23 protein-coding genes and 1 other RNA gene are annotated in these 26,466 nt (G+C 67.1%); 13 read left to right on the forward strand and 11 right to left on the reverse strand.

Annotated features, from left to right (window positions below):
• Nucleotides 1-47: 47 nt before the first annotated feature.
• The gene (locus CCO03_RS17170) at nucleotides 48-287 is read left to right on the forward strand and encodes an excisionase (RefSeq protein ID WP_087283054.1); all 240 of its coding nucleotides are present in this window, start codon (nucleotides 48-50) and stop codon (nucleotides 285-287) included.
• Nucleotides 284-1,429, forward strand: a complete 1,146-nt coding sequence (locus tag CCO03_RS17175) for an Arm DNA-binding domain-containing protein (RefSeq protein WP_335583022.1) — start codon at nucleotides 284-286, stop codon at nucleotides 1,427-1,429. Before CCO03_RS17170 ends, CCO03_RS17175 begins: the two co-directional genes overlap by 4 nt.
• 112 nt (nucleotides 1,430-1,541) lie before the next feature.
• Here CCO03_RS17175 and ssrA read toward each other — a convergent pair.
• The 4 genes from ssrA to ompA all read right to left on the reverse strand — a co-directional run bounded on the left by ssrA (nucleotide 1,542) and on the right by ompA (nucleotide 4,060).
• Nucleotides 1,542-1,917: a transfer-messenger RNA gene (gene ssrA, locus CCO03_RS17180) on the reverse strand.
• Nucleotides 1,918-1,930: 13 nt separating this feature from the next.
• Nucleotides 1,931-2,590, reverse strand: a complete 660-nt coding sequence (gene gph / locus CCO03_RS17185; RefSeq protein ID WP_087283058.1) for a phosphoglycolate phosphatase — start codon at nucleotides 2,588-2,590, stop codon at nucleotides 1,931-1,933.
• Complete coding sequence (gene ubiG / locus CCO03_RS17190) at nucleotides 2,580-3,326, reverse strand: bifunctional 2-polyprenyl-6-hydroxyphenol methylase/3-demethylubiquinol 3-O-methyltransferase UbiG (protein WP_087283060.1); 747 nt, start codon at nucleotides 3,324-3,326, stop codon at nucleotides 2,580-2,582. Before ubiG ends, gph begins: the two co-directional genes overlap by 11 nt.
• Nucleotides 3,327-3,412: 86 nt before the next feature.
• The gene (gene ompA / locus CCO03_RS17195; RefSeq protein WP_087283062.1) at nucleotides 3,413-4,060 is read right to left on the reverse strand and encodes an outer membrane protein OmpA; all 648 of its coding nucleotides are present in this window, start codon (nucleotides 4,058-4,060) and stop codon (nucleotides 3,413-3,415) included.
• 233 nt (nucleotides 4,061-4,293) lie between these two features.
• Here ompA and gyrA point away from each other — a divergent pair, with 233 nt between their 5' ends.
• From gyrA to lapB, 10 genes are all read left to right on the forward strand, one after another.
• A complete protein-coding gene (gene gyrA, locus CCO03_RS17200) occupies nucleotides 4,294-6,978 on the forward strand; it encodes a DNA gyrase subunit A (RefSeq protein WP_087283064.1) in 2,685 nt (894 codons plus the stop codon).
• Nucleotides 6,979-6,987: 9 nt separating this feature from the next.
• Nucleotides 6,988-7,551, forward strand: a complete 564-nt coding sequence (locus tag CCO03_RS17205; RefSeq protein WP_087283066.1) for a DUF2059 domain-containing protein — start codon at nucleotides 6,988-6,990, stop codon at nucleotides 7,549-7,551.
• Between the two features lie 139 nt (nucleotides 7,552-7,690).
• Nucleotides 7,691-8,782: a 3-phosphoserine/phosphohydroxythreonine transaminase gene (gene serC / locus CCO03_RS17210; RefSeq protein ID WP_087284863.1), complete on the forward strand. Its 1,092-nt coding sequence runs from the start codon at nucleotides 7,691-7,693 to the stop codon at nucleotides 8,780-8,782.
• Nucleotides 8,783-8,805: 23 nt separating this feature from the next.
• A complete protein-coding gene (pheA, locus tag CCO03_RS17215; RefSeq protein WP_087283068.1) occupies nucleotides 8,806-9,888 on the forward strand; it encodes a prephenate dehydratase in 1,083 nt (360 codons plus the stop codon).
• A 12-nt stretch (nucleotides 9,889-9,900) separates the two neighbouring features.
• Nucleotides 9,901-10,779, forward strand: coding sequence for a prephenate dehydrogenase (locus tag CCO03_RS17220; RefSeq protein ID WP_087283070.1), 879 nt, complete (start codon nucleotides 9,901-9,903; stop codon nucleotides 10,777-10,779).
• A 104-nt stretch (nucleotides 10,780-10,883) separates the two neighbouring features.
• Nucleotides 10,884-12,911 carry a bifunctional 3-phosphoshikimate 1-carboxyvinyltransferase/cytidylate kinase gene (locus CCO03_RS17225; protein WP_087283073.1) on the forward strand — a complete coding sequence of 676 codons (2,028 nt, stop codon included), beginning with the start codon at nucleotides 10,884-10,886 and terminating at the stop codon, nucleotides 12,909-12,911.
• 228 nt (nucleotides 12,912-13,139) lie between these two features.
• Nucleotides 13,140-14,825: a 30S ribosomal protein S1 gene (gene rpsA / locus CCO03_RS17230; protein WP_087283075.1), complete on the forward strand. Its 1,686-nt coding sequence runs from the start codon at nucleotides 13,140-13,142 to the stop codon at nucleotides 14,823-14,825.
• 118 nt (nucleotides 14,826-14,943) lie between these two features.
• Nucleotides 14,944-15,237 carry an integration host factor subunit beta gene (locus tag CCO03_RS17235; RefSeq protein WP_087283077.1) on the forward strand — a complete coding sequence of 98 codons (294 nt, stop codon included), beginning with the start codon at nucleotides 14,944-14,946 and terminating at the stop codon, nucleotides 15,235-15,237.
• A gap of 6 nt (nucleotides 15,238-15,243) precedes the next feature.
• A complete protein-coding gene (locus tag CCO03_RS17240) occupies nucleotides 15,244-15,561 on the forward strand; it encodes a LapA family protein (protein ID WP_087283079.1) in 318 nt (105 codons plus the stop codon).
• Nucleotides 15,551-16,696 (forward strand): lipopolysaccharide assembly protein LapB, encoded by a 1,146-nt coding sequence (gene lapB / locus CCO03_RS17245; RefSeq protein ID WP_087283082.1) that lies wholly within the window; start codon nucleotides 15,551-15,553, stop codon nucleotides 16,694-16,696. Before CCO03_RS17240 ends, lapB begins: the two co-directional genes overlap by 11 nt.
• 107 nt (nucleotides 16,697-16,803) lie before the next feature.
• Here lapB and CCO03_RS17250 read toward each other — a convergent pair whose 3' ends face one another.
• From CCO03_RS17250 to CCO03_RS17275, 6 genes are all read right to left on the reverse strand, one after another.
• The gene (locus CCO03_RS17250; RefSeq protein WP_087283084.1) at nucleotides 16,804-17,361 is read right to left on the reverse strand and encodes a YggT family protein; all 558 of its coding nucleotides are present in this window, start codon (nucleotides 17,359-17,361) and stop codon (nucleotides 16,804-16,806) included.
• 395 nt (nucleotides 17,362-17,756) lie between these two features.
• On the reverse strand, nucleotides 17,757-19,022 hold the full coding sequence (locus CCO03_RS17255; RefSeq protein WP_087283087.1) for a DUF11 domain-containing protein: 1,266 nt from the start codon (nucleotides 19,020-19,022) through the stop codon (nucleotides 17,757-17,759).
• 93 nt (nucleotides 19,023-19,115) lie between these two features.
• On the reverse strand, nucleotides 19,116-20,957 hold the full coding sequence (locus CCO03_RS17260) for a polysaccharide biosynthesis protein (RefSeq protein WP_169717488.1): 1,842 nt from the start codon (nucleotides 20,955-20,957) through the stop codon (nucleotides 19,116-19,118).
• A 1-nt stretch (nucleotide 20,958) separates the two neighbouring features.
• The gene (locus CCO03_RS17265; RefSeq protein WP_087283089.1) at nucleotides 20,959-21,663 is read right to left on the reverse strand and encodes a sugar transferase; all 705 of its coding nucleotides are present in this window, start codon (nucleotides 21,661-21,663) and stop codon (nucleotides 20,959-20,961) included.
• A gap of 20 nt (nucleotides 21,664-21,683) precedes the next feature.
• Entirely contained in the window at nucleotides 21,684-22,889 is a 1,206-nt protein-coding gene (locus CCO03_RS17270; protein WP_087284866.1) for a DegT/DnrJ/EryC1/StrS family aminotransferase, read from the reverse strand.
• 90 nt (nucleotides 22,890-22,979) lie between these two features.
• On the reverse strand, nucleotides 22,980-23,453 hold the full coding sequence (locus CCO03_RS17275) for a GNAT family N-acetyltransferase (protein WP_418236065.1): 474 nt from the start codon (nucleotides 23,451-23,453) through the stop codon (nucleotides 22,980-22,982).
• Between the two features lie 332 nt (nucleotides 23,454-23,785).
• Between CCO03_RS17275 and CCO03_RS17280 the strand changes: the two genes are divergently transcribed.
• Complete coding sequence (locus tag CCO03_RS17280) at nucleotides 23,786-24,679, forward strand: SdiA-regulated domain-containing protein (protein ID WP_157667773.1); 894 nt, start codon at nucleotides 23,786-23,788, stop codon at nucleotides 24,677-24,679.
• A 278-nt stretch (nucleotides 24,680-24,957) separates the two neighbouring features.
• Here CCO03_RS17280 and CCO03_RS17285 read toward each other — a convergent pair whose 3' ends face one another.
• The gene (locus tag CCO03_RS17285) at nucleotides 24,958-26,250 is read right to left on the reverse strand and encodes a glycosyltransferase family 4 protein (RefSeq protein ID WP_087283095.1); all 1,293 of its coding nucleotides are present in this window, start codon (nucleotides 26,248-26,250) and stop codon (nucleotides 24,958-24,960) included.
• Nucleotides 26,251-26,466: the final 216 nt, after the last annotated feature.

Below are 26,466 nucleotides of genomic sequence, written 5' to 3' on the forward strand. Positions count from 1 at the left end.
TTCAACACCAACAGCCGCCCACGAGGCGGCTTTTTCATGGAGCGCACATGAAGCATTCAGAAACAAACGCAGAGGGCGAACCCCCTACCGTCGCGGCCGAGTGGGTCCTGGCCTCCAAGTTCCAGGAGCTGACCGGCGTGACCCGCGAAACCGTGAAGCAACGCAAGAAGTGCGGGGTGTGGCGCGAGGGCATTCAGGTTGCCGTCGTGCGCCGCCGCCTCTACGTCAACATCAAGGCCGCTGACCAATGGATAAGAGATCAGATCCCCCAACCCCGCCGGGCGTGAAAATCAGGCAGTTCGTGGCCGGAGATCGGCTGCAGATTGCCTTCACCTTCGAGGGCCAGGAATGCCGCGAGTTGCTGCCGCCTGGCCCCATCACAAAGTCGAGCATCCTGCGCGCCTCCTCGCTGCGAGAAGAAATTCGCCGCAAGGTCAAAGAGGGAACCTTCGACTACGCCACCTACTTCCCCGACAGCCCGCGCGCCAAAGCACCCAAGAAAAACAGCACGTTGATGGAGACACTGCTGCAAGCTCAGCTGGCCACCTATCAGCGCCAGGTGGCCAACGGCAAGCTCGCACAGTCCAGCTTTGACGGCTACGCCAAGGCCGTCAACAGCGCCCAGATGAAGCGCTGGCACGGCCTGCAAATTTCCGAGGTCACCCCCAGCATGCTGCGCGAATGGGTCGCCGGCATGGACTGCACCAGTAAGACCATCCGCAACCGACTCATCCCGCTGCGCAGCGTGTTCGAGGACGCGCAGAACGACGAGGTGATCGACTTCAACCCGTTCGAGCGCGTCGCGCTGTCCAAGCTCATCCGCCAAACAGCCAAGGCCAGCGACTACGTGGTCAACCCCTTCAACGCTACCGAGCGCGCTGCGTTGCTTGACGCCTGCCGGCCGGATGAGAGGCCCATGCTTCAGTTCTGGTTTGCTACCGGCTTGAGGCCTGGCGAGCTGCAGGCCCTGCAGTGGGACCACATCCACTGGTCCCGGCGTGTGGCAGCAATCCAGCTCAACCAGGTGGCCGGCGTGCTCAAAGGGCCAAAGACGGCGGCTGGTGTGCGCGATGTGGATCTCGATGCCTCAGCCATCACAGCGCTGAAAGCACAGCGCTCGATCTCCGAAGCCAAGGGCGCTCGGGTCTGGTTGAACCCGCGCGACGGCACGCCATGGGCCAACGATGCTCAGGTTCGCAAAAGCTTTTGGCTGCCCGTTTGCAAGCGGGCCCAGGTGGACTACCGCAACCCCTATCAGGTACGGCATACCTATGCCTCCACCCTGCTGACCGATGGTCACAACCCATGGTACGTCGCTGCTCAACTGGGGCACGAGGATGTTGAGATGGTCTTCCGCACCTATGGCAAGTTCATCCGCGAGGACTACCAGAAGCCCAAGCCGGAACTGCGGGTGGTGGGCGCTTCCTGACCGGTGCGATTTCGGTGCGATTTCGGTGCGATTTTCAGGACACCGCAGCACCCTGAGGACCAAAGAAAAACCGCCTCACACCAGTGTTTCCGGTGTGAGGCGGTGTCTTGTATGGTGGAGCTGGGGGGATTTGAACCCCCGTCCGCAAGCATTCCTCGAGCAGATCTACATGTTTAGCGTTCTGATTTGAGTCTCACCAACTGCCCCGCGCAGACGCACGCTGAACAGCCGGCCAGTGCCCTTGTGTCTCACCCCAACCCAAGGCACCCGGGTTGAAGCCAGCCCATGTAAATTCCCTCGCAGCCTGGACGCCTTGCGGCGCCCTTGCCCAGCCCATCGGCCAACTGTTGCGAGGCTCACCGGTTATTAGGCGGCGAGTGCGAAACGTTCGTCGTTTGCAGTTAGTTTTTTTCAGCGGTTTCACGAGGTGACTGAACCTCGACATGCACCGACACGATTCCAACCCACGTCGAAACCAATGCAGCCCCAGAACCGGGTAGTTTAGCCCGGATTGACCAATTTCAAGACCTCTGCGGGTGTGCGCAGCAAAAATTCCGCCCCCCAGCCAGCCGGATCGCCGGCTTCGCCCAAGTAACCGTAGGTGGCAACGGCTGCCGCCATGCCCGCCGCGTGCGCAGCGTGCACGTCGCGCAGGTCATCGCCCACGTACAGGCAGCGTTCAGGGGCCACCCCCAGGCGCCGCGCGGCTTCCAGCAACGGCTCGGGATGCGGCTTGGCATGGGGCGTGGTATCGCCCCCAATCAGCACCCCGCAATCGCGGAACAAGGGCAACTGCCCGGACAGGGGCAAGGCAAAGCGCTCGGACTTGTTGGTCACCACCCCCCACGGCAGGGCTTGAGCGGTCAAGGCTGCAACCAAGTCCATCACACCGTCGAACACCACCGTGCGCGCGGTGAGGTCGGCCTCGTAGTTGCAGAAGAACTCCTCCCGCATCGCCTCGAACTCGGGGTGCTCCGGCGTGATGCCAAACGCCACGCCCAGCATGCCACGCGCACCAGTACCCGCCATGGGTCGATACAATTCAAACGGCAAACCAGGCATACCCCGGTCAACACGCATTTTGTCGGCCGCAGCACCCAGGTCGGGGGCACTGTCGATCAAGGTGCCATCGAGATCGAACAACACACTGTCAAACACCATGATCTCCCGCCGATGCCAGGGGTGCAGACGCCGCCATCATGTAGTTCACACGCACGCTGTCGGTGAGCCGATACCGCTTGGTCAAGGGGTTGTATTCCAGGCCCTTTTGCTGCAGTGGCGACATATTGGCGGCCCGGCAAAATGCAGCCATTTCCGCCGGCGTGATGAATCGCGCATATTCATGCGTCCCCCGCGGCAGCATATTCAGCACATATTCAGCCCCCACAATGGCCAGGGCAAACGACCAGGGGTTGCGGTTAATCGTGGAGAAACACACCACTCCCCCGGGTTTCACCAATTGCGCACAGGCACGCACCACAGAGGCGGGATCCGGCACGTGTTCCAGCATCTCCATGCAGGTCACCACGTCAAAGTGCCGAGGCGACTCGGCCGCCAGCTGTTCCACGGCGACATTCCGGTAGCTGACGTTGGGGGTCTGCGCTTCGAGCGCATGCAACTGCGCCACCTTCAGCGACTTGTCAGCCAGATCAATGCCCAAGACCTGAGCGCCCCGGCGTGCCATGGCATCGGCCAGGATGCCGCCCCCGCACCCCACATCCAGCACCTGCTTGCCCGCCAACCCTCCAGCCAGGGTGTCGATCCACCCCAAGCGCAAAGGGTTGATGTGGTGCAACGGCGCAAACTCGCTTTCCGTGTCCCACCACCGATGGGCCAAGGCGGAAAACTTGGCCAACTCGGCGGGGTCAACGTTGGCAGGGGTGGTGGCTTCGGTCATGGCAGGCAATTGTGGCAGCGGCGCAAGAAAAAAGCCCCTTACGGGGCTTTTGGCGGGAGAGTGGCCAAAAGGCCACATCACGAAGCTCAGCGTTGCGTGCCGACGACTTCGATTTCCACGCGGCGGTTTTGGGCGCGGCCGGCAGCGGTCTTGTTGTCGGCGACAGGCTGCTTCTCGCCCTTGCCTTCGGTGTAGACACGGTTGGCTTCGATGCCCTTAGACACCAGGTACGCCTTCACAGCATTGGCGCGACGCAGCGACAGCTTCTGGTTGTAGGCGTCCGAACCGATGGAGTCGGTGTGACCCACGGCCACGATGACTTCCAGGTTGATCTGCTGAACCTTGGAGGCCAGGTCATCCAGCTTGGCCTTGCCTTCGGGCTTCAGCACCGACTTGTCGAAGTCGAAGAATGCATCAGCTGCATAGGTGATCTTCTCAACCGTCGGAGCGGGCTTGGGAGCCGGTGCCGGAGCCTGGGCCACAGGAGCCGGGGCGGGAGCGGGAGCAGCGGCTTGCTTCAGGGCACCGTCGCAATCCACAGCAGCGGTTGCAGGCGTCCAGAAGGCATTGCGCCAGCACAGTTCGTTCGTGCCGTTCTTCCACACCAGCTCACCGGTGCCGTTTTGCCAGTTGTCGATGACGTTGCCGCCGTTGGCTGCACGGACTTGGGCGCTGGCCGAGGTTGCGAGCGCTGCGGAGACGAACAGCGTCGCCACAATGTTCAGTTTCTTCATGGTTCTCCTCATGGGAAAAAGGCCGCAGACACTCTGCGAAAATTGGACGCCGGTGGATGGGCACCACCAGAAACGTTGATTTGATTGTGCCACACGCTGGTGGCTCAGACCGTGGTCAACCCCCCAAGCATACTGGGCGGGGGGCCCGATTTGTGCGGTTGTGTTGCGCTGCCGCGACACACACCTGTCGCTAGAATGGCCGCTTTTGGTCCTGGCCGATTCGCCTCTGACAGATGACATCTTTTGCCAAGGAAACGCTTCCAATCAGCCTGGAAGAAGAGATGCGCCGCAGCTACCTCGATTACGCGATGAGCGTGATCGTGGGGCGGGCCCTGCCCGATGCGCGCGACGGCCTCAAGCCCGTTCACCGGCGTGTGCTCTATGCCATGAACGAGATGGGCAACACCTACAACAGCAAGTACCGCAAGAGTGCGCAGGCTGTTGGGGAGACCATGGGTAAATATCACCCCCATGGCGATTCGGCGATCTACGACACCATTGTTCGCATGGCGCAGGATTTTTCCATGCGCCACATGCTGATCGATGGCCAGGGCAATTTCGGCTCGGTGGACGGCGATTCCGCCGCCGCCATGCGATACACCGAAATTCGCCTGGCGAAAATCGCGCATGAAATGCTGGCCGATATTGACAAGGAAACCGTCGATTTCGGCCCCAACTACGACGGCAGCGTGCAGGAGCCCCTCGTGCTGCCTTCGCGCCTTCCTGCGCTGCTCGTCAACGGCTCGGCCGGCATTGCCGTCGGCATGGCCACGAACATCCCGCCACACAACCTGAACGAGGTCGTCGACGCCTGCCTGCACCTGCTCCAGGCGCCCGACTCGACGGTGGATGACCTGCTGGCTTTCATCCCGGCGCCCGACTTCCCCACCGGCGGGATCATCTACGGCATGCAGGGCGTGCGCGAGGGCTACCGCACCGGCCGCGGCCGCGTGGTCATGCGGGCCAAGGTGCATTTCGAGGACATCGACCGTGGCCAGCGCCAGGCCATCATCGTCGACGAGCTGCCCTACCAGGTCAACAAAAAGACCTTGCAGGAGCGCATGGCCGAGCTGGTGCACGAGAAGAAGATCGAGGGCATCAGCCACATCCAGGACGAGTCCGACAAGTCGGGCATGCGCCTGGTGATCGAGCTCAAGCGCGGCGAAGTGCCCGAGGTGGTGCTGAACAACCTGTACAAGCAGACGCAGCTGCAGGACACCTTCGGCGTCAACATGGTGGCGCTGGTCGATGGCCAGCCCAAGCTGTGCAACCTGAAGGACCTGATCCAGGTCTTCCTCGAGCACCGTCGCGAAGTGGTGACGCGGCGCACGGTCTACAACCTGCGCAAGGCCCGCGAGCGCGGCCACATCCTCGAGGGCCTGGCCGTCGCCCTGGCCAACATCGACGACTTCATCCGCATCATCCGCGAGTCGCCCACGCCGCCCGTGGCCAAGTCCGAGCTGATGAGCCGGGGCTGGGACAGCGCGCTGGTCAACGAGATGCTGACGCGCACGCGCGAAGACGGCGGCGTGATCCGCGCCGACGACTACCGCCCCGAAAGCCTGGGCCGCCAGTACGGGTTGGGCAAGGACGGCCTGTACCACCTCTCCGAAACGCAAGCGCACGAAATCCTGCAAATGCGCCTGCAGCGCCTGACCGGCCTGGAGCAGGACAAGATCGTGGCCGAATACAAGGCCGTGATGGCCGAGATCGAAGACCTGCTGGACATCCTGGCCCGCCCCGAGCGCGTGGACACCATCATCACCGAGGAGCTGACCGCGCTCAAGACCGAGTTCGGCATGACCAAGCTGGGCGCACGCCGCAGCGAGATCGAACACAACGCCCAGGACCTGGCCACCGAAGACCTGATCGCGCCCACCGACATGGTGGTGACCATCAGCCACACGGGCTACATCAAGAGCCAACCGCTGTCCGAATACCGCTCGCAACGGCGTGGCGGCCGCGGCAAGCTGGCCACCGCTACCAAGGAAGACGACTGGATCGACCAGCTCTTCATCGCCAACACGCACGACTACATCCTGTGCTTCTCCAACCGCGGGCGCCTGTACTGGCTCAAGGTCTGGGAAGTGCCGTCGGGCTCGCGCGGCTCGCGTGGCCGCCCCATGGTCAACATGTTCCCGCTGGAAGACGGCGAAAAAATCAACGTGGTCTTGCCGCTGACGGGCGATGCGCGCACCTTCCCGGAGAGCCAGTACGTGTTCATGGCCACCTCCATGGGCACGGTCAAGAAGACCTCGCTGTCGGAATTCTCCAACCCGCGCAAGGCCGGCATCATCGCCGTGGGCCTGGACGACAACGACTTCCTCATCGGTGCCGCGCTGACCGACGGTGCCCATGACGTGATGCTGTTCTCGGATGCCGGAAAGGCCGTGCGCTTCGACGAGAACGACGTGCGCCCCATGGGCCGCAATGCCCGTGGCGTGCGCGGCATGAACCTCGAAGACGCCCAGCGCGTGATCGCCATGCTGGTGGCCGATGCGGCCGAAGGCGAGGACGAGGCAGCCGAGCACATGCGCAACAGCGTGCTGACGGCGACCGAAAACGGTTACGGCAAGCGTACAAACATTAACGAATACACGCGGCATGGCCGGGGCACCAAAGGCATGATCGCCATCCAGCAGTCCGAGCGGAACGGCAAGGTGGTCGCCGCGACGCTGGTCAGCCCCAGCGACGAGATCATGCTGATCACCGACACCGGGGTGCTGGTCCGCACGCGCGTGGCCGAGATTCGCGAAATGGGCCGCGCGACGCAGGGGGTCACCCTGATCGCGCTGGACGACCATGCGAAACTCAGCGGTTTGCAGCGCATTGTGGAAAATGACGCACAACTAGAAGGCGATGGGGAACCCGACGGCGCTGCCGATGATCCATCCGCCAACCCCGATTCTTTGGAGTAACCCTCAATCATGTTGACCCTCAAGAGCAAGGCCGCCCTGGCCATCACGGCCGTGGCCTTTGTCTTCCCCATGGCTGCCCACGCCCAGGACGCCAAGCGTGCGCTGGCCGTCAAGCTGGCCGCCATCCAAGCCAAGAATGACGGGGGCGCCCTCACCGAGCAACTCGTCCAATCGGCTGCCGTGCCCATGATTCAAGGCTGGTCGCAACGTCTGGACGAGTCGGTGCCGCCGGCCCGCCAGAAGGACGTGCGCGACAAGCTCGACGTGGAGCTGAAGAAGTTCGTCGACAGCACCAAGAAGACCGTGGAAGCGCAGGTCGACAAGACTGCCGAGAGCACGCTGGTGCCGGTGTACATGGAAAAGTTCAGCGAAGAAGAGCTGAAGACCATCGTGGCCTACCTGGAATCGCCCGTGAGCAGCAAGTTCATGACGGTGGCCGGTGACGCCACCAACGCCTGGGCCAAGAAGGTGGTCGACGCCACCAAGACCCAGGTCGAATCGAGCGCCAAGGCCTTCGACACCGCCGCCGGCAAGATCATCAACGCACCGGCCCCGGCTGCACCCAAGAAGTAATTGCCTGGCGGCACCCGTGCCGTTTCACAGGCAGTATCACCCAACAGCCGTTGTTGTTTGAACGGCAACCGGGTCATACTCCAACCTTCATGACGCCGCTTGCGGCGTCATGTTTTTGGCCTTTCACGCCCGTCCTGCCATGAACCGTCCTTTCAATTTTTCCGCAGGCCCGGCTGCCATGCCGGAGGAAGTCCTTCAGCAAGCCGGCGCCGAGATCGCCAACTGGCATGGCAGCGGCATGGGCGTGATGGAGATGAGCCACCGCGGCAAGGAGTTCATCTCGATCTACGAGGCCGCCGAGCGCGATTTCCGCGAGCTCATGGCCGTGCCCGAGGACTTCCACATCCTGTTCATGCAGGGCGGCGGCTGGGGCGAAAACGCCATCGTGCCGATGAACCTGAGCCAGGGCGGCGCCATCGACTTCGTGGTCACGGGCGGCTGGAGCCAGAAGTCCTTCAAGGAAGCCGGCAAGTACGGCCAGACGGCGCTGGCCGCCTCCGGCGAAGCCGGCGGGTTCACCGACATTCCCGATCCCGCCACCTGGCAGCTGCGCCCGGACGCGCGCTACCTGCACATCTGCTCCAACGAAACGGTGCACGGCGTCGAGTTTCAAACCCTGCCCGACCTGAAGGCCCTGGGCAGCAGCGCCCCGCTGGTGGTGGACGTGTCGTCGCACGTGGCCTCGCGGCCCATCGACTGGTCGCGCGTGGGCCTGGCCTACGCCGGCGCTCAGAAGAACCTGGGCCCCGCGGGCCTGACGCTGGTGGTGGTGCGCAAGGACCTGGTCGGCCAGGCCCTGACGATCTGCCCCAGCGCCTTCAACTACGAGCTGGTGGCCAAGAACGACTCGATGTTCAACACCCCGCCCACCTACGCCATCTACATGGCCGGGTTGGTGTTCCAGTGGCTCAAGCGCCAGGGCGGCATCGCGGCCGTCGAGGCGCGCAACATCGAGAAGGCCCGCCTGCTCTACGACTTCATCGACGCCTCGCCCTTCTACGTGAACCGCGTGGCGCCTGCGCACCGTTCGCGCATGAACGTGCCCTTCTTCCTGGCCGACGAGTCGCGCAACGACGATTTCCTGGCCGGCGCCAAGGCCGCGGGCCTGCTGCAGCTCAAGGGCCACAAGAGTGTGGGCGGCATGCGCGCCAGCCTCTACAACGCCATGCCGCTCGAAGGCGTCAAGGCGCTGTTGGCCTACATGCGAGAATTCGAGCTTCGCCACGCCTAACGCAAAGCCCCCTGCTCACGCCAATGACCCGCACCCTTGCCGAACTGCGCACCCTGATCGACGCGGCCGATCAGGCGCTTCTCGAAGTCCTCAACCGTCGCGCGGGTCTGGCCAACGAGGTCGGCGAGCTCAAGCGCAAGGAAGGCAGTGCGGTGTTTCGCCCCGATCGCGAAGCCCAGGTCATCCATGGCTTGCAGACGCGCAATCCGGGCCCGCTCAAGGCCCAGAACGTGGCCACCATCTGGCGCGAGATCATGTCGGCCTGCCGCGCCCTCGAGGCCCCGCAACGCGTGGCCTACCTGGGCCCGCGCGGCACCTTCTCGGAACAGGCGGCCGAGCAGTTCTTCGGCTCCAGCATCGAGCACATCCCCTGTGGCAGCTTTGACGAGGTGTTCCACGCGACCACCGCCGGCACGGCCGAGTTCGGCGTCGTGCCGGTCGAGAACAACACCGAAGGCGTGGTCACGCGCTCGCTGGACCTGTTCCTGCACTCGCCGGTGCACGTGATCGGTGAAACCAGCATGCTGGTGCGCCACAACCTGCTGCGCGCCAACGACAGCAAGGACGGCATCGAGGTCATCGTCGGCCACGCCCAGGCGCTGGGCCAATGCCAGCGCTGGCTCAACGAGCACCTGCCGCATGTCGAACGCCGCGCTGTGTCCAGCAACGCCGAAGGCGCCCGCCTGGCCGCGCAAGAGCCGACCTGGGCCGCCATTGCCAGCGCACGCGCGGGCAGCGAGTTCGGCCTGTTCACCGTGGCCCACGCCATCCAAGACGACGCCTTCAACCGCACGCGCTTTGCCGTCATCTGCCTGCCGCAGACCCAGCCGGCCCCCGAGGCTTCGGGCCGTGACTGCACCAGCCTCATCGTCTCGGTGCCCAACAAACCCGGCGCCGTGCACGACCTGCTGGTGCCGCTCAAGCAGCATGGCGTGTCCATGTCGCGCTTCGAGTCGCGGCCGGCGCGCTCGGGCCAGTGGGAGTACTACTTCTACATCGACCTCGAGGGTCACCCCTCACAGCCCCAGGTGAAGGCCGCCATCACCGAACTGCGTCAGCTGTGCTCCTTCTTCAAGGTGCTGGGCACCTACCCCGTGGCGGATTGAAGGCAGCCTCGCATGTTCCAGCAACTCGGATTGATCGGCTGCGGCCTCATCGGCGGCTCGTTCGCGCTGGCCCTGCGCCAGGCGGGGCTGGTCAAGCGCGTCGTGGGCTACAGCAAATCCCCCACCACCACCGTCAAGGCGCGCCAGCTGGGCGTGATCGACATCGAGGCCCCCTCGGCCCTGCTGGCCGCGTCGGGGGCCGACCTGATCCTGCTGGCTGTGCCGGTGGCGGCCACCGAGGCCACGCTGCGCAACATCCGCGAGATGCTCAAGCCCGAGGTCCTGGTCATGGACGTGGGATCCACCAAGCAGGACGTGGTCGACGCGGCGCGCCGCTCGCTGCGCGACATGCTGGGCTGCTTCGTGCCCGCCCACCCGGTGGCCGGCCGCGAGGTCTCGGGCGTGGAGCATGCCGACGCCAACCTGTTCCGTGATCGCCAGGTCATCCTCACACCGCTGGAGCGCACCCAGGTGCAGCACCTGGACCGCGCCCAGGCGGTCTGGGAAGCCATGGGCTCCAAGGTCGTGCGCATGTCCCCCGAAGCCCACGACCGGGCCTTCGCCGCGGTGAGCCACCTGCCCCACCTGCTGGCGTTTGCGGCCATGAACGGGGTGCTGGGCCAGGAACAGGGCAACGAACTGCTGGCGCTGGCCGGCCCGGGTTTTCGCGACTTCAGCCGCATCGCCGCCAGCGATCCCGCCATGTGGCGCGATGTGCTGCTGGCCAACCGCCAGGAAGTGCTGGCCCAGTCCAAGGCCTTCCAACAAGCCCTGACCGCCATGGAGTCGCTGATCGAGCGCGGCGACGGAGAAGCGCTGGAGCGCGCCATCCGCCACGCCAGCGTCGCGCGCGCCCACTGGCGCATGGGCACGCCGCAGTCGGGCGTGTGATCCTGTTCCCCGGCCCGGAGCGCCCCGCTTCGCGCCCTGCCGCCCTTGATCCCGGACCGCACGCCCGTCGTCGGCCCTTTTTGACCCCACGAGGCTGAACCCTCATGTACGCGATCCCTTTCCTCGACTTGCCGGCCCTGGCGCAGATCCGTGGCACGGTGGTGCTGCCCGGCTCCAAGAGCATCTCCAACCGCGTGCTGCTGCTGGCCGCGCTGTGCGAAGGCACCACCGTCGTGCACGACGCGCTGGATTCGGACGACACCCGCGTGATGCTGGCCGCCCTGCAGCAGCTGGGTGTCGGGGTGCAGGTGAACGGCACCACCGTCGCCATCACCGGCTGCGGCGGCCGTTTTGCCCCGTCGTCGGCCGCACCGGCCGAGCTGTTCCTCGGCAACGCCGGCACGGCCATGCGCCCCCTGGCCGCGGTGCTGGCCGTGCTCGGCGTGCCCGCCACCCTCAGCGGCGTGGCGCGCATGCACGAGCGCCCCATTGGCGACCTGGTGGATGCGCTGCGCCAGTTCGGCTGCACGGTGGACTACCTGGGTGAGACGGGGTATCCACCGATTCGCGTTGATCAAATAACGGAAAACCGCCAATACTCCATCTCCGTCAAAGGCAACGTCTCCAGCCAATTCCTGACGGCCCTGCTCATGGCCTTGCCGCTGGCCGTGCCATCGCCCGACGACCAGCCCATCGAGCTGCGCGTGGAGGGGGAGCTGATCTCCAAACCCTACATCGAGATCACGCTGAACCTGCTGGCCCGGTTCGGCGTCATCGTGCGGCGCGACGGCTGGTCGCGCTTCACCATCCAGCCCGGCAGCCGCTACCGCGCGCCCGAGCACGTCTACGTCGAGGCCGACGCCTCGTCGGCCAGCTACTTCATCGCCGCCGGCGCGCTCGCCTGCGAGGGCCGGGGCGAAGACGACTGCGTGCGCATCAAGGGCGTGGGCGCCGACTCCATTCAGGGCGACATCCGCTTCGTCGATGCCGCACGCGCCATGGGCGCCGACATCCGCAGTGGCGCCAACTGGCTCGAAATCCGCCGCGGCGCCTGGCCCCTCAAAGCCATCGACCTGGACTGCAACCACATCCCCGATGCCGCCATGACACTGGCCGTCATGGCGCTGTACGCCGAAGGCACGACGGTGCTGCGCAACATCGCCAGCTGGCGCGTCAAGGAGACCGACCGCCTGAGCGCCATGGCCACCGAGTTGCGCAAGCTCGGCGCCACGGTCGAGGAAGGCGGCGATTTCATCGCCATCACCCCGCCGCGCGAGCTGGGCGTCTGGCGGGCAGCCACCATCGGCACCTACGACGACCACCGCATGGCCATGTGCTTCTCGTTGGCGGCGTTCAACCCCGCAGGCCTGCCGGTGCGCATCCTGGACCCCAAGTGCGTGGCCAAGACCTTCCCCGACTACTTCGAAGCCCTGCTCGCCCTGGCCCGGCCGCGCGGCGAGGTGCCGGTGATCTGCATCGACGGCCCGTCGGCCTCGGGCAAAGGCACGCTGGCCAGCGAACTGGCCAAGCGCCTGGGCTACCACTACCTGGATTCCGGCGCCCTCTACCGCGTCACGGCCCTGGCCGCCACGCGCGCCGGCCTGAGCCTGGATGCCGAACACGAAGCCAACATCGTGCGCCTCATCCAGACGCTGAATCCGCGCTTCGACGACGGCCGCATCTGGCTCAACGGCGAAGACTGCGGCACCGCCATCCGCGCCGACGACATGGGGGGCAAGGCCTCCCAGGTGTCGGCCCTGCCCGGCGTGCGCGCCGCCCTGCTCGACCTGCAGCGCCGCGCGGCGCGCCTGCCGGGGCTGGTGGCCGACGGGCGCGACATGGGCACGGTGATCTTTCCGCAGGCGCCACTCAAGGTGTTCCTGACTGCCACGCCCGAGACGCGCGCCGATCGCCGCCACAAGCAATTGATGGCCAACGGTTTTGACGCTAAACTATCCGACCTTTTGGCCGACTTGCAGGCCCGCGATGCGCGCGACACGCAGCGCAGCGTGGCCCCCCTGAAGCCCGCCGAAGACGCCAAGCCGCTGGACAACTCGCAACTGGGCATCGAGGAATCGGTGCAACAGGTGTTGAGCTGGTGGCTTGCATTGCAGCCCTTTGCAGCCACCTGACGGCCTTCGAAGGACTGCAGACGACCTGAGGTTTGTCCACAGGTCGCCGCGAGGCCTTCGGGCCTCTCACCCCAAGGTGGTGGTTTGCTCCCGCCGCGCCGCATGCGCACTGGCAGGCCACCGTTGTGCAACCCAACCCGGGATTTCATCCCACATTCCGCTCGCATTCAGCCCCTACAAACCAGCGCATGTCGCGCGGGTCAATCCTGAGTCGAGTCAAGGAAATTCATGTCCGAATCTTTTGCCGCCCTTTTTGAAGAATCGATCCAGCGCTCGGAAATGCGCCCTGGCGAGGTCATCACCGCTGAAGTCGTGCGCATCGAGCACAGCTTCGTGGTCGTGAACGCCGGCCTGAAGTCCGAAGCCTACGTGCCGATCGAAGAATTCAAGAACGATCAGGGCGAAATCGAAGTCCAAGAAGGCGACTTCGTGTCGGTGGCCATCGACGCCGTGGAAAACGGCTACGGCGACACCATCCTGAGCCGTGACAAGGCCAAGCGTCTGGCCTCGTGGCTGGCCCTGGAAAAGGCCCTGGAATCGGGCGATTTCGTGACCGGCACCACCTCGGGCAAGGTCAAGGGCGGCCTGACCGTGCTGGTCAACGGCATCCGCGCCTTCCTGCCGGGTTCGCTGGTCGACACGCGTCCCACCAAGGACCTGACGCCCTACGAAAACAAGACCCTGGAATTCAAGGTCATCAAGCTGGACCGCAAGCGCAACAACGTCGTGCTGTCGCGCCGTGCCGTGGTCGAAGCCTCGATGGGCGAAGAGCGCGCCAAGCTGATGGAGACGCTGAAGGAAGGCGCCGTCGTCAATGGCGTGGTCAAGAACATCACCGAATACGGTGCGTTCGTGGACCTGGGCGGCATCGACGGCCTGCTGCACATCACCGACATGGCCTGGCGTCGCGTGCGCCACCCCTCGGAAGTGGTGCACACCGGCCAGGAAATCCAGGCCAAGATCCTCAAGTTCGACACCGAGAAGAACCGCGTGTCGCTGGGCCTCAAGCAAATGGGCGACGACCCCTGGCTGGGCGTGTCGCGCCGCTACCCCTCGGGCACGCGCATGTTCGGCAAGGTCACCAACATTGCCGACTACGGTGCGTTCGTCGAGCTGGAACCCGGCATCGAAGGCCTGGTCCACGTGTCCGAAATGGACTGGACCAACAAGAACGTGGCCCCCAACAAGATCGTGTCGCTGGGTGACGAAGTCGAAGTCATGGTGCTCGACATCGACGAAGACAAGCGCCGCATCAGCCTGGGCATGAAGCAGTGCAAGGCCAACCCCTGGCAGGAGTTCGCTCAGAACACCCGCCGCGGCGACAAGGTGTCGGGCCCCATCAAGTCCATCACCGACTTCGGCGTGTTCGTGGGTCTGGCTGCCGGCATCGACGGCCTGGTTCACCTGTCCGACCTGTCGTGGAACGAGCCCGGCGAAGTGGCCGTGCGCAACTACAAGAAGGGCCAGGAAGTCGAGGCCGTGGTGCTGGGCGTGGACGTGGACCGCGAACGCATCAGCCTGGGCATCAAGCAGCTCGACGGCGACCCGTTCTCGACCTTCACGTCGATCAACGACAAGGGCTCGACGGTGACCGGCAAGGTCAAGACCGTGGATGCCAAGGGCGCCGAAATCGACCTGGGCGAAGACATCGTGGGTTACCTGCGTGCGTCGGAAATCTCGCGCGACCGCGTGGAAGATGCCCGCAACGTGCTCAAGGAAGGCGACGAAGTCACGGCCGTGGTCGTGAACATCGACCGCAAGACCCGCAACATCCAGCTGTCGATCAAGGCCAAGGACGCCGCCGACCAGCACGAAGCGATGTCCAGCCTGTCGCAACAATCGGCCCGCGAACACGCTGGCACGACCAGCCTGGGCGCCCTGCTGCGTGCCAAGCTGGACACGGACAAGCAATAATCCCTGCTTGACGTCACGCGAGCCGCTTGCGTGGCGTTGATGCCGGATGGTCCGCCCATCCGGTGCCAGCGCCTGCCCAAGCGGCTTTTTCATGCCCATTTGTCAGCCAACCGTTGCCATGACCCGTTCCGATCTCGTTGAAGCGCTGGCCGCGCGTTTTGATCAGCTGACCGTGCGCGACGCCGAAGTGGCGGTCAAGACCATCCTCGACGCCATGAGCGACGCGCTGGCCCGTGGGCATCGCATTGAAATTCGCGGCTTTGGCAGCTTTTCGGTCACGCGCAGGCCGCCCCGCCAGGGCCGCAACCCGGCCACGGGCCAGGCGGTGCAGATTCCCGAAAAGCGCGTGCCCCACTTCAAGCCCGGCAAGGCCCTGCGCGAGGCCGTCGACAGCCGCACCGACGCGGAGTGAGCCGCCATGCAGACCCTGCTTCGTGTGCTGCGCTGGGCACTCAAGGCCGCCGTGTTCTTCACGCTGTTTGCCTTTGCCCTGAACAACCAGCAGGACGCCAGCGTGCATTTCTTCTTTGGCCAGCAGTGGCGCATGCCCATGGCCCTGATCGTGCTGGTCAGCTTCGCCATCGGCCTGGCCGTGGGCGTGCTGGGCATGCTCAGCACCCTGTGGCGCCGGCAAACGCCCAAGGCTGCCCAGGCTCGCCGCCCCGAGGACGAGACGCTGTTGACCGGCCGGCCCCCGCTCGTCGACCTGCCCGAGGACTCGCCCCATGGCCTTTGACCTGACCTGGATCCTGCTGGGCTTTCCCATCGCCTTTGCGCTGGGGTGGTTCGCTTCGCGGCTGGACGTGCGCCAGTCCAAGACCGACTACCGGCAAGCGCCCAAAGCGTATTTCAAAGGCCTGAACTACCTGCTCAACGAGCAGCAGGACCGCGCCATCGACGCCTTCATCGAGGCCGTGCAGAGCGACCCCGACACCTCGGACCTGCACTTCGCGCTGGGCAGCCTGTTCCGCCGCCGCGGCGACTACGACCGCGCCGTGCGCGTGCATCAGCACCTGCTGGCGCGGGGCGACCTGAGCCGCGAAGACCACGCACGCGCCCAGCACGCGCTGGCCATGGATTACCTGACCGCTGGCCTGCTCGACCACGCCGAGAACGCCCTCATCGCCCTGCGCGGCACCAGCTTCGAGCAGGATGCGCTCGTGGCGCTGCTGGCCATCTACGAACGCGCGCGGGACTGGCCCAAGGCCGCCGACATCGCCCGCGAGCTGCAGCAACGCGGCGCCGGCGATTTCCACACGCGCATCGCCCACTTCCTGTGCGAGCAGGCGGCCACGGCCCTGACACGCGGCGAACGCGACGCCGGCCTGGCCCTGCTGCGTCAAGCCAACGCCGAAGCCCCCGCCGCGCCCCGGCCCTACCTCGACAGCGCGCGCTGGCACGCCCAGCAGCAGGACTTCAAGGCCGCCTACGACCGGCTGGTGCGCATCGCCCAGCAAGCGCCGCACGCCATGCCGCTGGCTGCCCACGCCCTGGCCCAGGCCGCGCAAGCCAGCGCGCAGCAGGCGGGCGCGCTGGCCGTGCTCAAGCTCAGCTACGAGCAGCAGGCCTCCATCGACGTGCTGGACGCCATCGTCAGCCTGGCGCCCCACCCGCCCAATGGCCGGGCCTGGTACATCCGCCACCTCGAGCAGCACCCGTCCTTGCTGGCGGCCACGCGCTGGCTGGAGGACGAGCCACTGCACAGCCACTCTGACCACGCGCTGGTGCAGCGCGCGCTCACGCAGGCCGGCAAGCCGCTGTCGCGCTACCGCTGCACGCAGTGCGGCTTCGAATCGGCCACCTACTTCTGGCAATGCCCGGGCTGCCAAAGCTGGGACAGCTTTCCGCCAAAGCGCCTCGAGGAGTTGTGATGTGATTTGGCCACATCAGGCTGCGAGCCTGATGCCTATGTCGCATGCAGTATGCAGCCCTTCTCAATACATACCAATCGGTAACACATGCATACTGCCTTTGAACATCACACCACGAGCAAGGTGCGCTGCAGCCACTGGTCCTGCCAGTGGTCCAGGCTGCGCGAGAACATCTGCGCGCCCAGGGTCCAGATCAGCGGCGACAGGTCCACGTTGCCCAAGGGCGGAATCAGGCGCTGCACGGGGCGCAGCAGGGGCGCGCCGACACGCTGCAGCCAGTCGTAGACATCGGGGTCGCCGCGCAGCCAGCTCATCAGCACCAGGGCAATCATCACCACCGTGATCAGGGTGCAGATGAGCTGCACCAGGCCCACGGCGGTCATCTCCAGCCACACCCACAGACCGCCGCCCAGCCACACGTTCTGGATGCCGAACTGGATCGCCTTGACCGCGAACGCCACCAGCAGGCTGGCCAGGTCCAGCCGGCCCATCTTGGGCAGCATGCGGCGCAGCGGCAGCACGGCCCAGTCGGTCAGGCTGGCGATCACGCGGCCCAGCGGGCTTTGCAGCGGAATGCCGTGGTAGTTGGTGTAGGCGCGCAATAGGCAAGCGCCGCCGAACAGGCTGGCCAGGACTTCGAGCAGGTACGTGAGGGCGATGTGCATGGCGGCCGAGGGAAATGCAAAGCCGCGATGCTAACGCCCGCCCGGCACGTCGGGCGCTGAATGCGAGCGAACCGGCTTGGATGTGGGCGCCCTGAGGTGAAAGAGGAGCGGGCCAGCGCCGGCACCCGAGAAAGAGGGCCCGGCCAAGCGGCCGCATCGTGCGAGGGAATGCCGACACTGCGGGCGGGGTGCGAACCGGGCGCGGCCAGACGCGAGGGGACACAGGGCCGGTCGCGCCGGCCAGCGTGCTGGCGGTGGCCTGAGGCATGCATGGCTGTAGGGCCAACAGGGGCGCAGGCCATGGCCCTGACCGTGCGGGTCAGCTTCGCCACCCCGCCTGGTTGTGAGCGCTCTGCGGCCGATCCGCGTGTCCTCACCGGCCGGGTTGCGGCCGCTCAGCCAGCGCGGCGGCGCACGCGCACCACGCCGGCCATCAACGCCGCCAGCAGGCCAGCACCGAGGGCGCCCAGGCCGGGCACCGGCTTCGCCACGGGCGCGACGACGGGGACATCGGCCACCTGCAGCGACGCGGTGGCGGTGTTGTTGGCCAGGTTGGTTTCGGCCGTGACGTTCGCGACCGTGGCCACCAGGTCGTAGCTGCCCGCCTGGCTCGCCGTGGCCTGAAAACTCAGCGTGGTGCTGCCCGTCGAGGCGGCCAGGGCACCCAGGGAACAGGTCAAGGTGGCGCCAGTGACGCTGCAGCTGGCCGGCAGGCTGCCGGCGTCCACCGTCAGCCCTGTGGGCAGGGGCAGGCTCACGGTGCCGTCGGCACTGGCGCTGGCGCCCTGGTTGGTGATGTGCAGGGTGAAGGTCTGCGCCACGCCCACCATGGCCGTGGCGGGCCCGGTCAGGGTGACGGCCAGGTCGGGTGCGCGCGTGGCTTGCTTGCAGGCGCCGCTGGGGTCGGTGGCGGCGTTCATGAAAGCTTCGGCGATCCGGGCCGGTTGGCCCGCAAACTGAAACGGGCTGATGTCGGCGGTGAGGAAAAGGCAAGCGCCCTGCCCGCCATTGAAACCCTGCTGCGGCACGAAGAAAGCGTAGGCGTTCACGGCGTCGCTGGGCTGTGGCAAGCCCGACCCTTGCGGCAGGTACAACGCGTTGTCGCCAGGCACGTTTTGGACAAAACGGTAATACCCTCCTTCCAAGACCGGCAAACCCGAAAAACTGCCGGCATACAGCGACGCCGTGTTCAAGGGCGAGCTGATGAGGCTGGGCTGGTAGGTGGGCGCCGACAGGCCCCAGCCCACGCCCTGGTTGATGATGTCGACCAGGGGCTGCAGGTTGGTGTCCGCGCTGCAGCAGCCGTCGGGAAACATCACGAACGTGAGATCGGGCCGGTGCAGCATGAGGTCGGCCAGCACCGGGTACCACGCGCTGTGGATGCGGGCGTAGGTCGTCGTCAGCACCACGAGCTGCGCGCCGTTGAACAGCGTGGCGTCGGGCGTCGCCGAGCTGAGGGCCCCGCGGTGGTCCGAGATCGTCAGGCCATGCGCAGCCGCATAGTCGTTGAACGCGTCATAGGCGTTGTTGGTGAATGACCAGTCCACCGCAGACGGTGGAACAGGCTGGTTTTCATCGGGCGACAGAAAGACGATCTGGGCCTGTGCCCAGGAGGCGGTCAACAACCAACACACCGCCAGTGCACGCAGGATGTGGCGCATGGCACTCCCCTATTTGTTACAAAACGCTCGATTATCGAACCCTTTGTGCACGGGGAGCGGGTGCCGGTGCAGACGGATTTGGCAGAACCGGCGTCAGCCGGTGGAGTCGTTGGGCTGGTATTCGGGCACCTGGCGCTTGAGCCAGGCGCGCACGGCCTCGCCGGTGGGCGCCGGTCCGGCCTCGTTCAACCAGGCCAGCACCTGGCCGCTGACCGCACTGTCGTCCGCCCCCACCTTGGCGATGCGCAGCTTGGCGTGGGGCGTGCGTTCGGTGGTCTCGTCATCGGCCAGCAGCTCTTCGTACAGCTTCTCGCCCGGGCGCAAGCCGGTGAAGGCGATGGGCACGTCCTGCTCGGTCTTGCCGGACAGGCGGATGAGCAGGCGCGCCAGCTCGGCGATCTTCACGGGCTCGCCCATGTCCAGCACGAAGATCTGCCGCGAGCGCCCCATCAGCCCCGCCTGCAGCACCAACTGGGCCGCCTCGGGGATGGTCATGAAGTAGCGCACGATGTCGGGGTGGGTGACGGTGACCGGGCCGCCGCGCGCGATCTGTGCCGAAAACAGCGGCACCACCGAACCACTCGAGCCCAGCACGTTGCCGAAGCGGACCGCGACGAACTGCGTCGCCGGGTACTGGCCCGCCACGTCCTGCACCACGCGCTCGGCCAGGCGTTTGCTGGCGCCCATCACGTTGGTGGGGTTGACGGCCTTGTCGGTGGACACGAGCACGAAGCGCTGCACGCCGGCCCGCCCCGCCGCGCCGGCCACGTTCACCGTGCCCAGCACGTTGGTGCGCAGGGCCTCGACGGCGTTCTGGCTCTCCATCAGGGGCACGTGCTTGTAGGCCGCGGCGTGCAGCACCAGCACGGGCTTGTAGGCCATGAGGATGGCGTCCAGGCGTTCGGCTTCGCGCACGTTGGCCGTCAGGTACACCCCCTGCATGTGCGGGTGGCTGCGGCGCAGCGATTGCTCGAGCTGGTAGATGGCGTATTCGGACACGTCCACGCACACCAGCCGCGCCACGCCAAAGCGGGCGATCTGGCGGCACAGCTCGGAGCCGATAGAGCCGCCCGCGCCCGTCACCAGCACGGTCTTGCCCGACATCAGCTCGGTCAGGCCGTGGTCGTCCAGCGCCACGGGGGTGCGGCCCAGCAGGTCCTCCAGCTGCACCTGGCGCAGGTCCGTGCTGGCCTCGGCGTCCAGCCACTGGTCGGCATCGGGCAGGGTGAGCAGGCTCAGCCCGGCCTCGCCGGTGTGCATCAGCATCTCGCGCCGCAGCGGCGCCCCGGGCGGGCTGGCCAGCAAGACCATGCGCGTCTGCTTGACGTGGGCGATCTGGTCGAGCTGCTGCACCGTGCCCAGCACCGGCACGTTCTGCAGGCTGTGGCCCAGCTCGTCGCTCAGCGGCGAGACGATGCCCACGACCAGCCAGCGCGCCGAGCCCTTGAGCTGGCGCAGCGCGTGGTCGGCCTCGGCCAGCGTGCCCACGATGAGCAGCCGCTGCTGCCCCTCGTGGCGCTGCTGCTGGGCCTGCTGGCGCTCGCCCAGCGAGCGGGCCGTGGCCCGCACGCCGCCCAGCAGGATCACGGTGGTGAGCATGAACAGCAGGAACACCGAGCGCGGGAAGCCCGGCATCTGCATCAGCTGGATCGCCGCTGCCGTCAGCAGGCCGCCCGCCAGCGCCCCGCCGGCCAGGCGCCGCAGGTCCACCAGGCTGACGAAGCGCCAGGTCTGGCGGTTCACGCGCGCCAGGAACAGCCCCATCAGCATGCAGACCATGGCGGCCGGAAAGCCGCTGATGGCGATGTGCGTGTACTCGCCCGCCGCCAGCGAGCGAAAGCCGAAGCGCAGGCCGAAGGCCAGCCACCAGGCGGCGGCCACCAGCACCGCGTCGATCACCACGTAGCGTGTGAGCCACTGTCCCATGCGCACCATGTCAGTCCCGATTCCCGTTCGTTTCACCCGCCGTCTGCGACAGGCCGTGTGTCTGCAGCGGTATGCCCTGCTTGCCGTTCATCACATCAGGCAGAGCGACGCGTACCCCCAACACGGCGCACGCCGTGGCCCAGAGGATGCGCAGATCGCCGGCGAGGCTGCGCGTGGCCACGTACTGCAGGTAATAGGCCTGCTTGATGGGCATCACGGCCTGCACATAGGCCAGCTCGGGGTCGGCCGCCTGCGCCAGCAGGCGCTCCTCGTCGCGAAACGCCACGGCTGCCCAGTCCGTGATGCCCGGCCGCACCGAGAGGATCTGCGCCCGCACCGCCGGGGCGTAGCAGGCCATGAAGCGCGGCACTTCAGGCCGGGGCCCGACCAGGCTCATGGCGCCCCGCCACACGTCCCACAGCTGCGGCAGCTCGTCGAGCTTGCTGCGCCGCAGCCAGCGGCCCACGCGCGTGATGCGCGCATCCGAGCCTGCGGTGACCTGCGGGCCGGCCGCTGGCAGCCCGGCCGGCTGCCAGCGCATGCTGCGGAACTTGTGGATCCAGAACAGCCGCCCCTGCAGGCCCACGCGCTGCTGCCGGAACAGCACCGGCCCCGGCGAATCCAGCCGCACGGCCACGGCCACCAGCGCCAGCACGGGCGCCAGCAGCAGCAAGGCCAGGCTGCTCACGATCCAGTCGAAGGCGCGCTTGGCCATGCCCGCTCACCTGGCCCGCGTCAGGCCAGCGCCTGGCGCACGGCGGCCACCACGCGCTGCACGTCGGCATCGGTCATGCGGCTGTAGATGGGCAGCGAGGCAGAGCGCCAGTATGCCCTGTCACTCGATGGAAAATCATCGGCCACCAGGCCATACTCATTCTTCCAGTAGCTGAGCTGGTGCAGCGGGATGTAGTGCACGCTCATGCCGATGCCCTGGGCGAACATGCGCTCGATGAACACCTCGCGCGACACGGACACCGAATCGCCCAGCTGGATCACGTACAGGTGCCAGCTGTGCGTATCGCCCGGCAGCGCATGGGGCGGCAGCACCAGGTCCAGGTCGGCAAAGGCTGCGTCGTACTGGCGGGCGATCTCGGCGCGGCGCGCGGCAAAGCGCGCCACCTTCTTGAGCTGGTGCAGGCCGATGGCGGCGGCCAGGTCGGTCATGTTGTATTTGAAGCCCGGCGCCACCACGTCGTAGCGCCAGGCCGGCACGTGGGTGTTGAAGCGCGCGAAGGCATCGCGGTCAATGCCGTGCAGGCGCATGGTGCGCACGCGGCTGGCCAGCGCGGCGTCGCGCGTGACCACCATGCCGCCCTCGCCCGTGGTCATGGTTTTGTTGGCGTAGAAGCTGAACACCGTGGCGTCGCTGGCCAGCGTGCCGATGGCGCGACCCGCGTGCGTGCAGGGCAGCGCGTGGGCGGCGTCTTCCAGCACCTTCAGGCCGAACTCGCGCGCGAGGCTCAGGATGCCCGTCATGTCGGCCGCGCGGCCCCCGAAATGCACGGGGATGATGGCCCGGGTGGCCGGCGTGATGGCTCGGCGCGCGGCATCGACGTCGATGCACAGGCTGTCCGGGTCCATGTCCACGAGCACCGGGTGCGCGCCCAGGTAGCGCACCACCTCGGCCGAGGCCGTGAAGGTGTGCGTGGTGGTGATGACCTCGTCGCCCGGGCCAATGCCCAGGGCTTCGAGCGCCAGGTGCAGGCCAGCGGTGGCCGAGTTGACGGCCATGCAGTGCAGCGGCGCTACCGCCTGGCCGGCATCGCCGTCCGGTGCATGCTGCTGCGGGTCCAGGCGGGTGAGGAAGGCCCCAAACTCGGCCTCGAAGCGCTGGGTCTTGGGGCCCGTGGTCAGCCAGCCCGAGCGCAGGCTGTCGGCCACTTCGGCGATTTCCTCCTCGCCGATCTCGGGCAAGGCAAAGGGCAACAGGGACACGGACATGGCGGCGTGGGCAACAAAAGCAGCGAAGCCCCGCATTGTGCCGTGGGGCCGCGGCCCGGATGGCCCGGTGGCGCCGCCCGCAGTGGCGGCTCAGCCCGGCGGCGGCTCTGCCAGGTTCAGCGCCATGAAGCGTGTGCCCGGCACGGGGTTGAACGTCACCGCCTCGGCGTCGACGAACCCCAGCCGTTCATAGAGACGCTGCGCGGCCTGGAACTCGGGCAGTACGTCCAGGCACAGGCGCTGGTAGCCCGCCTGTGTGGCACGGGCGATGACCGCGCGCACCAGGCGCTCGCCAAGCCGCAGGCCCCGCGCGGCCGGACGCACGTACACGCGCTTGAGTTCGCCGCGCTGCGCATCCACCCGACGCAGCGCCGCGCAGCCCAGCACCTCGTCGCCCCGCCAGGCCAGCACCAGGCCGCCCTGCGGCGGCGCGTAGTGGCCCGCCAGGTCGGCGAACTCGGCCGCATGCCCCTGGTAGTCGAGCGACACCGTGGGGCTGGCGACGTACTCGCGGAAGATGGCCAGGGCCTGCGGCAGCTCGTGCGCGACATCCAGGTCACGCAGTTGCACTGCAGGGGGCGCAGCATCCCCGGCACCCGGCCGGTCCGACACGGGCGCGCCGCAAGCGGCGAAGGACGACGGCGGTGACGACGAGGGGGCAGACATGGGGGACGGATCGGCAAAGCCTGCCATTCTGCCTGCCGCGTGCCTGCGCCCACCCTGCCGCCAGCCAGCCGGCCGCCGGTGCGCCGCCCCCCCTGGGCCCACCAGGCCCATTCACACGCTGTTCACAATCGGCGGTTTATGCTCTTGCTTTGGTAGCACCCAAGGATTCGATGTCGCAACGCCCGCCCGCCCCTGCCCGATTCACGTTCAGGTCCACCCGTCTGGCGTGGTTGCGTCGTTGGCGCACATCGCGGCCCTGGCGCACGCCGCGGCGCCTGGCCCTGCTGCTGGTGGCCACCATGGGCCTGGGCACCATGGGCTACGCCCTGTCCGGCCCCGATCTGCCGCCCCCCACCGCCAGCCAGCTGGCGGCGGCCACGCTGCCGGCCTACCAGAACGTGCTGGCCAAGCCCGTGGCGGGCATCCGCCGCAACCTGTCGGGCCTGAGCTACAGCAGCGTCACCGGCACCTTGTTCGCGGTCATCAACCGGCCGTCCAGCATCGCCGAGCTCTCGACCGAGGGCGAGCTGCTGCGCCTGATGCCCTTGAAGGGCGCGGGCGACATCGAGGGCATTGCCCACATCCAGGGCGACCTGTTTGCGCTGGCCGATGAGGATGGCAACCGCGTGCGCTGGGCGCAGATTCCGGCCCAGGGCAAGCCCCGGCTGCTGGACCGCGCGCCGCTGTCGCTGCCACCCTCGGCCTTTGCCAACCTGGGGCTGGAGGGCCTGGCCTGGGATGCACGGCACCAGCGCCTGCTGCTGGCCCAGGAGCGCTGGCCCATGCGCGTGGTGTCGCTGGACCTGGACGGCACGCCCCATCCCTCGGCGATCGACGAGGTCGAGATCGGCGCCACCGACCTGTCCTCGGTCGAGGTCGACCCCGAGAGTGGCCACGTGCTGCTGCTCAGCGACGAGTCGGCCATGGTCTACGAGTACGCGCCCTCGGGCGAGCTGATTGCACGCCTGCCCCTGCGCGCGGGCTCGCAGGGCCTGGCCGACGACATCCCGCAGGCCGAAGGCATCGCTGTGGACGGCCAGGGCCGGCTCTACGTCATCTCCGAGCCCAACCTGTTCTACCGCTTCGAGCGCGTGAACCCGGGCCAGGCGCTGGCGCGCCGCTGAAACCCGTCATCGACGTCTGATGCAGTATGCAGCCATTTTCTTTATCTGAAAAACGGGGATGACACCATACTCCCAACATCGAACGTCCACCGCCGCACCTGAGCCCGCCGCGCTCACCGAGCCAGCGGTGACACCCGCCAGCGCGCGGCGCTGCTCACCTCGGCGTCCTCCTTGCACGACGCCGCCATGGCCCAGCACGCACCGACCGCACCGGCACGCATCAACGCCACGCTGACGGCGAACTTCACGTTGTGGATGCCGAGCACGCCACGCGTGGGTCACGCCAGGGCGTGCAGAAACCGCTGCGCCAGCACCGGCCAGGTGTGGTGCGCCAGCACGTAGGCCTGGCCCTGGGCCCCGAGGACGGCCCGCCGCTCGGGCGACAGCGCAGCGAGTTCTCGCAGGCCCTGGGCGATGGCCTGCGGATCGGCGGGCGCCACGGTCAGGCCGCAGCCGGACAGGGCCACCGGATCGTTGGCGGCGGCCACGGAATGCAGCACGGGCCGCGCCGCCATCATGTAATCGAACAGCTTGTTGGGCGCGATGCCGAAGCGGTAGATGGGCAGGTCCTGCCAGCCGATGTAGGCCACATCGACCTGCGCCAGGAAGGCCGGCACCTGTGCCTTGGGCACGGGGTCGAAAAAGTGCAGGTGGCGCAGGCCCAGCGCCTGGGCCTGCGCCTGCAGCGCGGCTTTTTCGTGGCCATCGCCCACCAGCACGAACGCCAGCGTCGGGCCTTTGGCGCCGGCCTCGGATTCGGTCTGCAGACGGGCGGCGGCCAGCAGCAGGTGTTCCATGGCGTTGGGCGTGCCATGCGAGCCCGCATAGCCGACCACGCACGCGCCCTCGGCGCGCAGCCGCGCCAGGTGTTGCGCCAGGTCGGGCCGCAGCGGCGCGGGCTCGGCCGTGTGCCAGTCGTCGGGGCTGATGCCGTTGCCCACGATGTGCAGCCGCCCCTCGGGCAGGCCGTGGGCGCGCAGGTGCTCGGCCACGTTGGGCAGCATGCTGACCACGCGATCGGCATGCCGGCAGGCCCAATCTTCGGCCGCCTGGCACAGCCGGATGAAGGGGTGAGTCGGGGACATGCCGCCCAGCTCGATGGGCGAGAGCGGCCACAGGTCGTGCACCTCGTGCACCAGCAGGCCGCGCGCGCCCAGCCGCCTGGCCTCGCGCGCCAGCCGCGCGGCCACCCAGATGTCCATGGGGTAGGTGCTCGAGGCGATCACCACGTCGGGTTTGAGCTGGCGCGCGAGGGTGGGTGCATGCCAGGCCACGCGGCCCAGGAATTGGCCGATGTTGCGCACCCGCCCCACGCCGTTGCCCTGGTAGGGATCGGCGGCATACCAGTGCCAGCGCACGTCCTCGATCGACGACATCCCCACGCTGCCGCGCAAGACCGGCGGCAGCAGCTGCCCGGCCTGAGGCTGCGCAGACCGCACGTGGCTGTAGGTCGCGGCCACGATGTCCACGCGGTGACCCAGCCTGGCCCATTCGCGGGCCAGGTACCAAGGGCGGAATTCCATGCCCCAATCCGGGCCGCCTGCATAGTGGTTGAGGTAGAGAAGATTCATGCCGCGACGATTGTCGCCGCGTACCCGTGGCGGGCAATCCGCAACCACAAGCGCGTTGCGAACAGGCCGCCTGGCCTGCGCGGGGCATGGCAAGCGGCTGGGCATGGCGGTTCTTGCTTTGCGACAGGCGCATCCGGATTTCTCCGACGATGCGCGCTCGCGCGGTTCCGAGGACCACCAGCCGGTTCGATCCGCGGTGGCGTCCTGCATCCCTCT

The sequence above is a fragment of the Comamonas serinivorans genome (genome assembly GCF_002158865.1).
In the GTDB taxonomy this organism is placed as follows: domain Bacteria; phylum Pseudomonadota; class Gammaproteobacteria; order Burkholderiales; family Burkholderiaceae_C; genus Comamonas_E; species Comamonas_E serinivorans.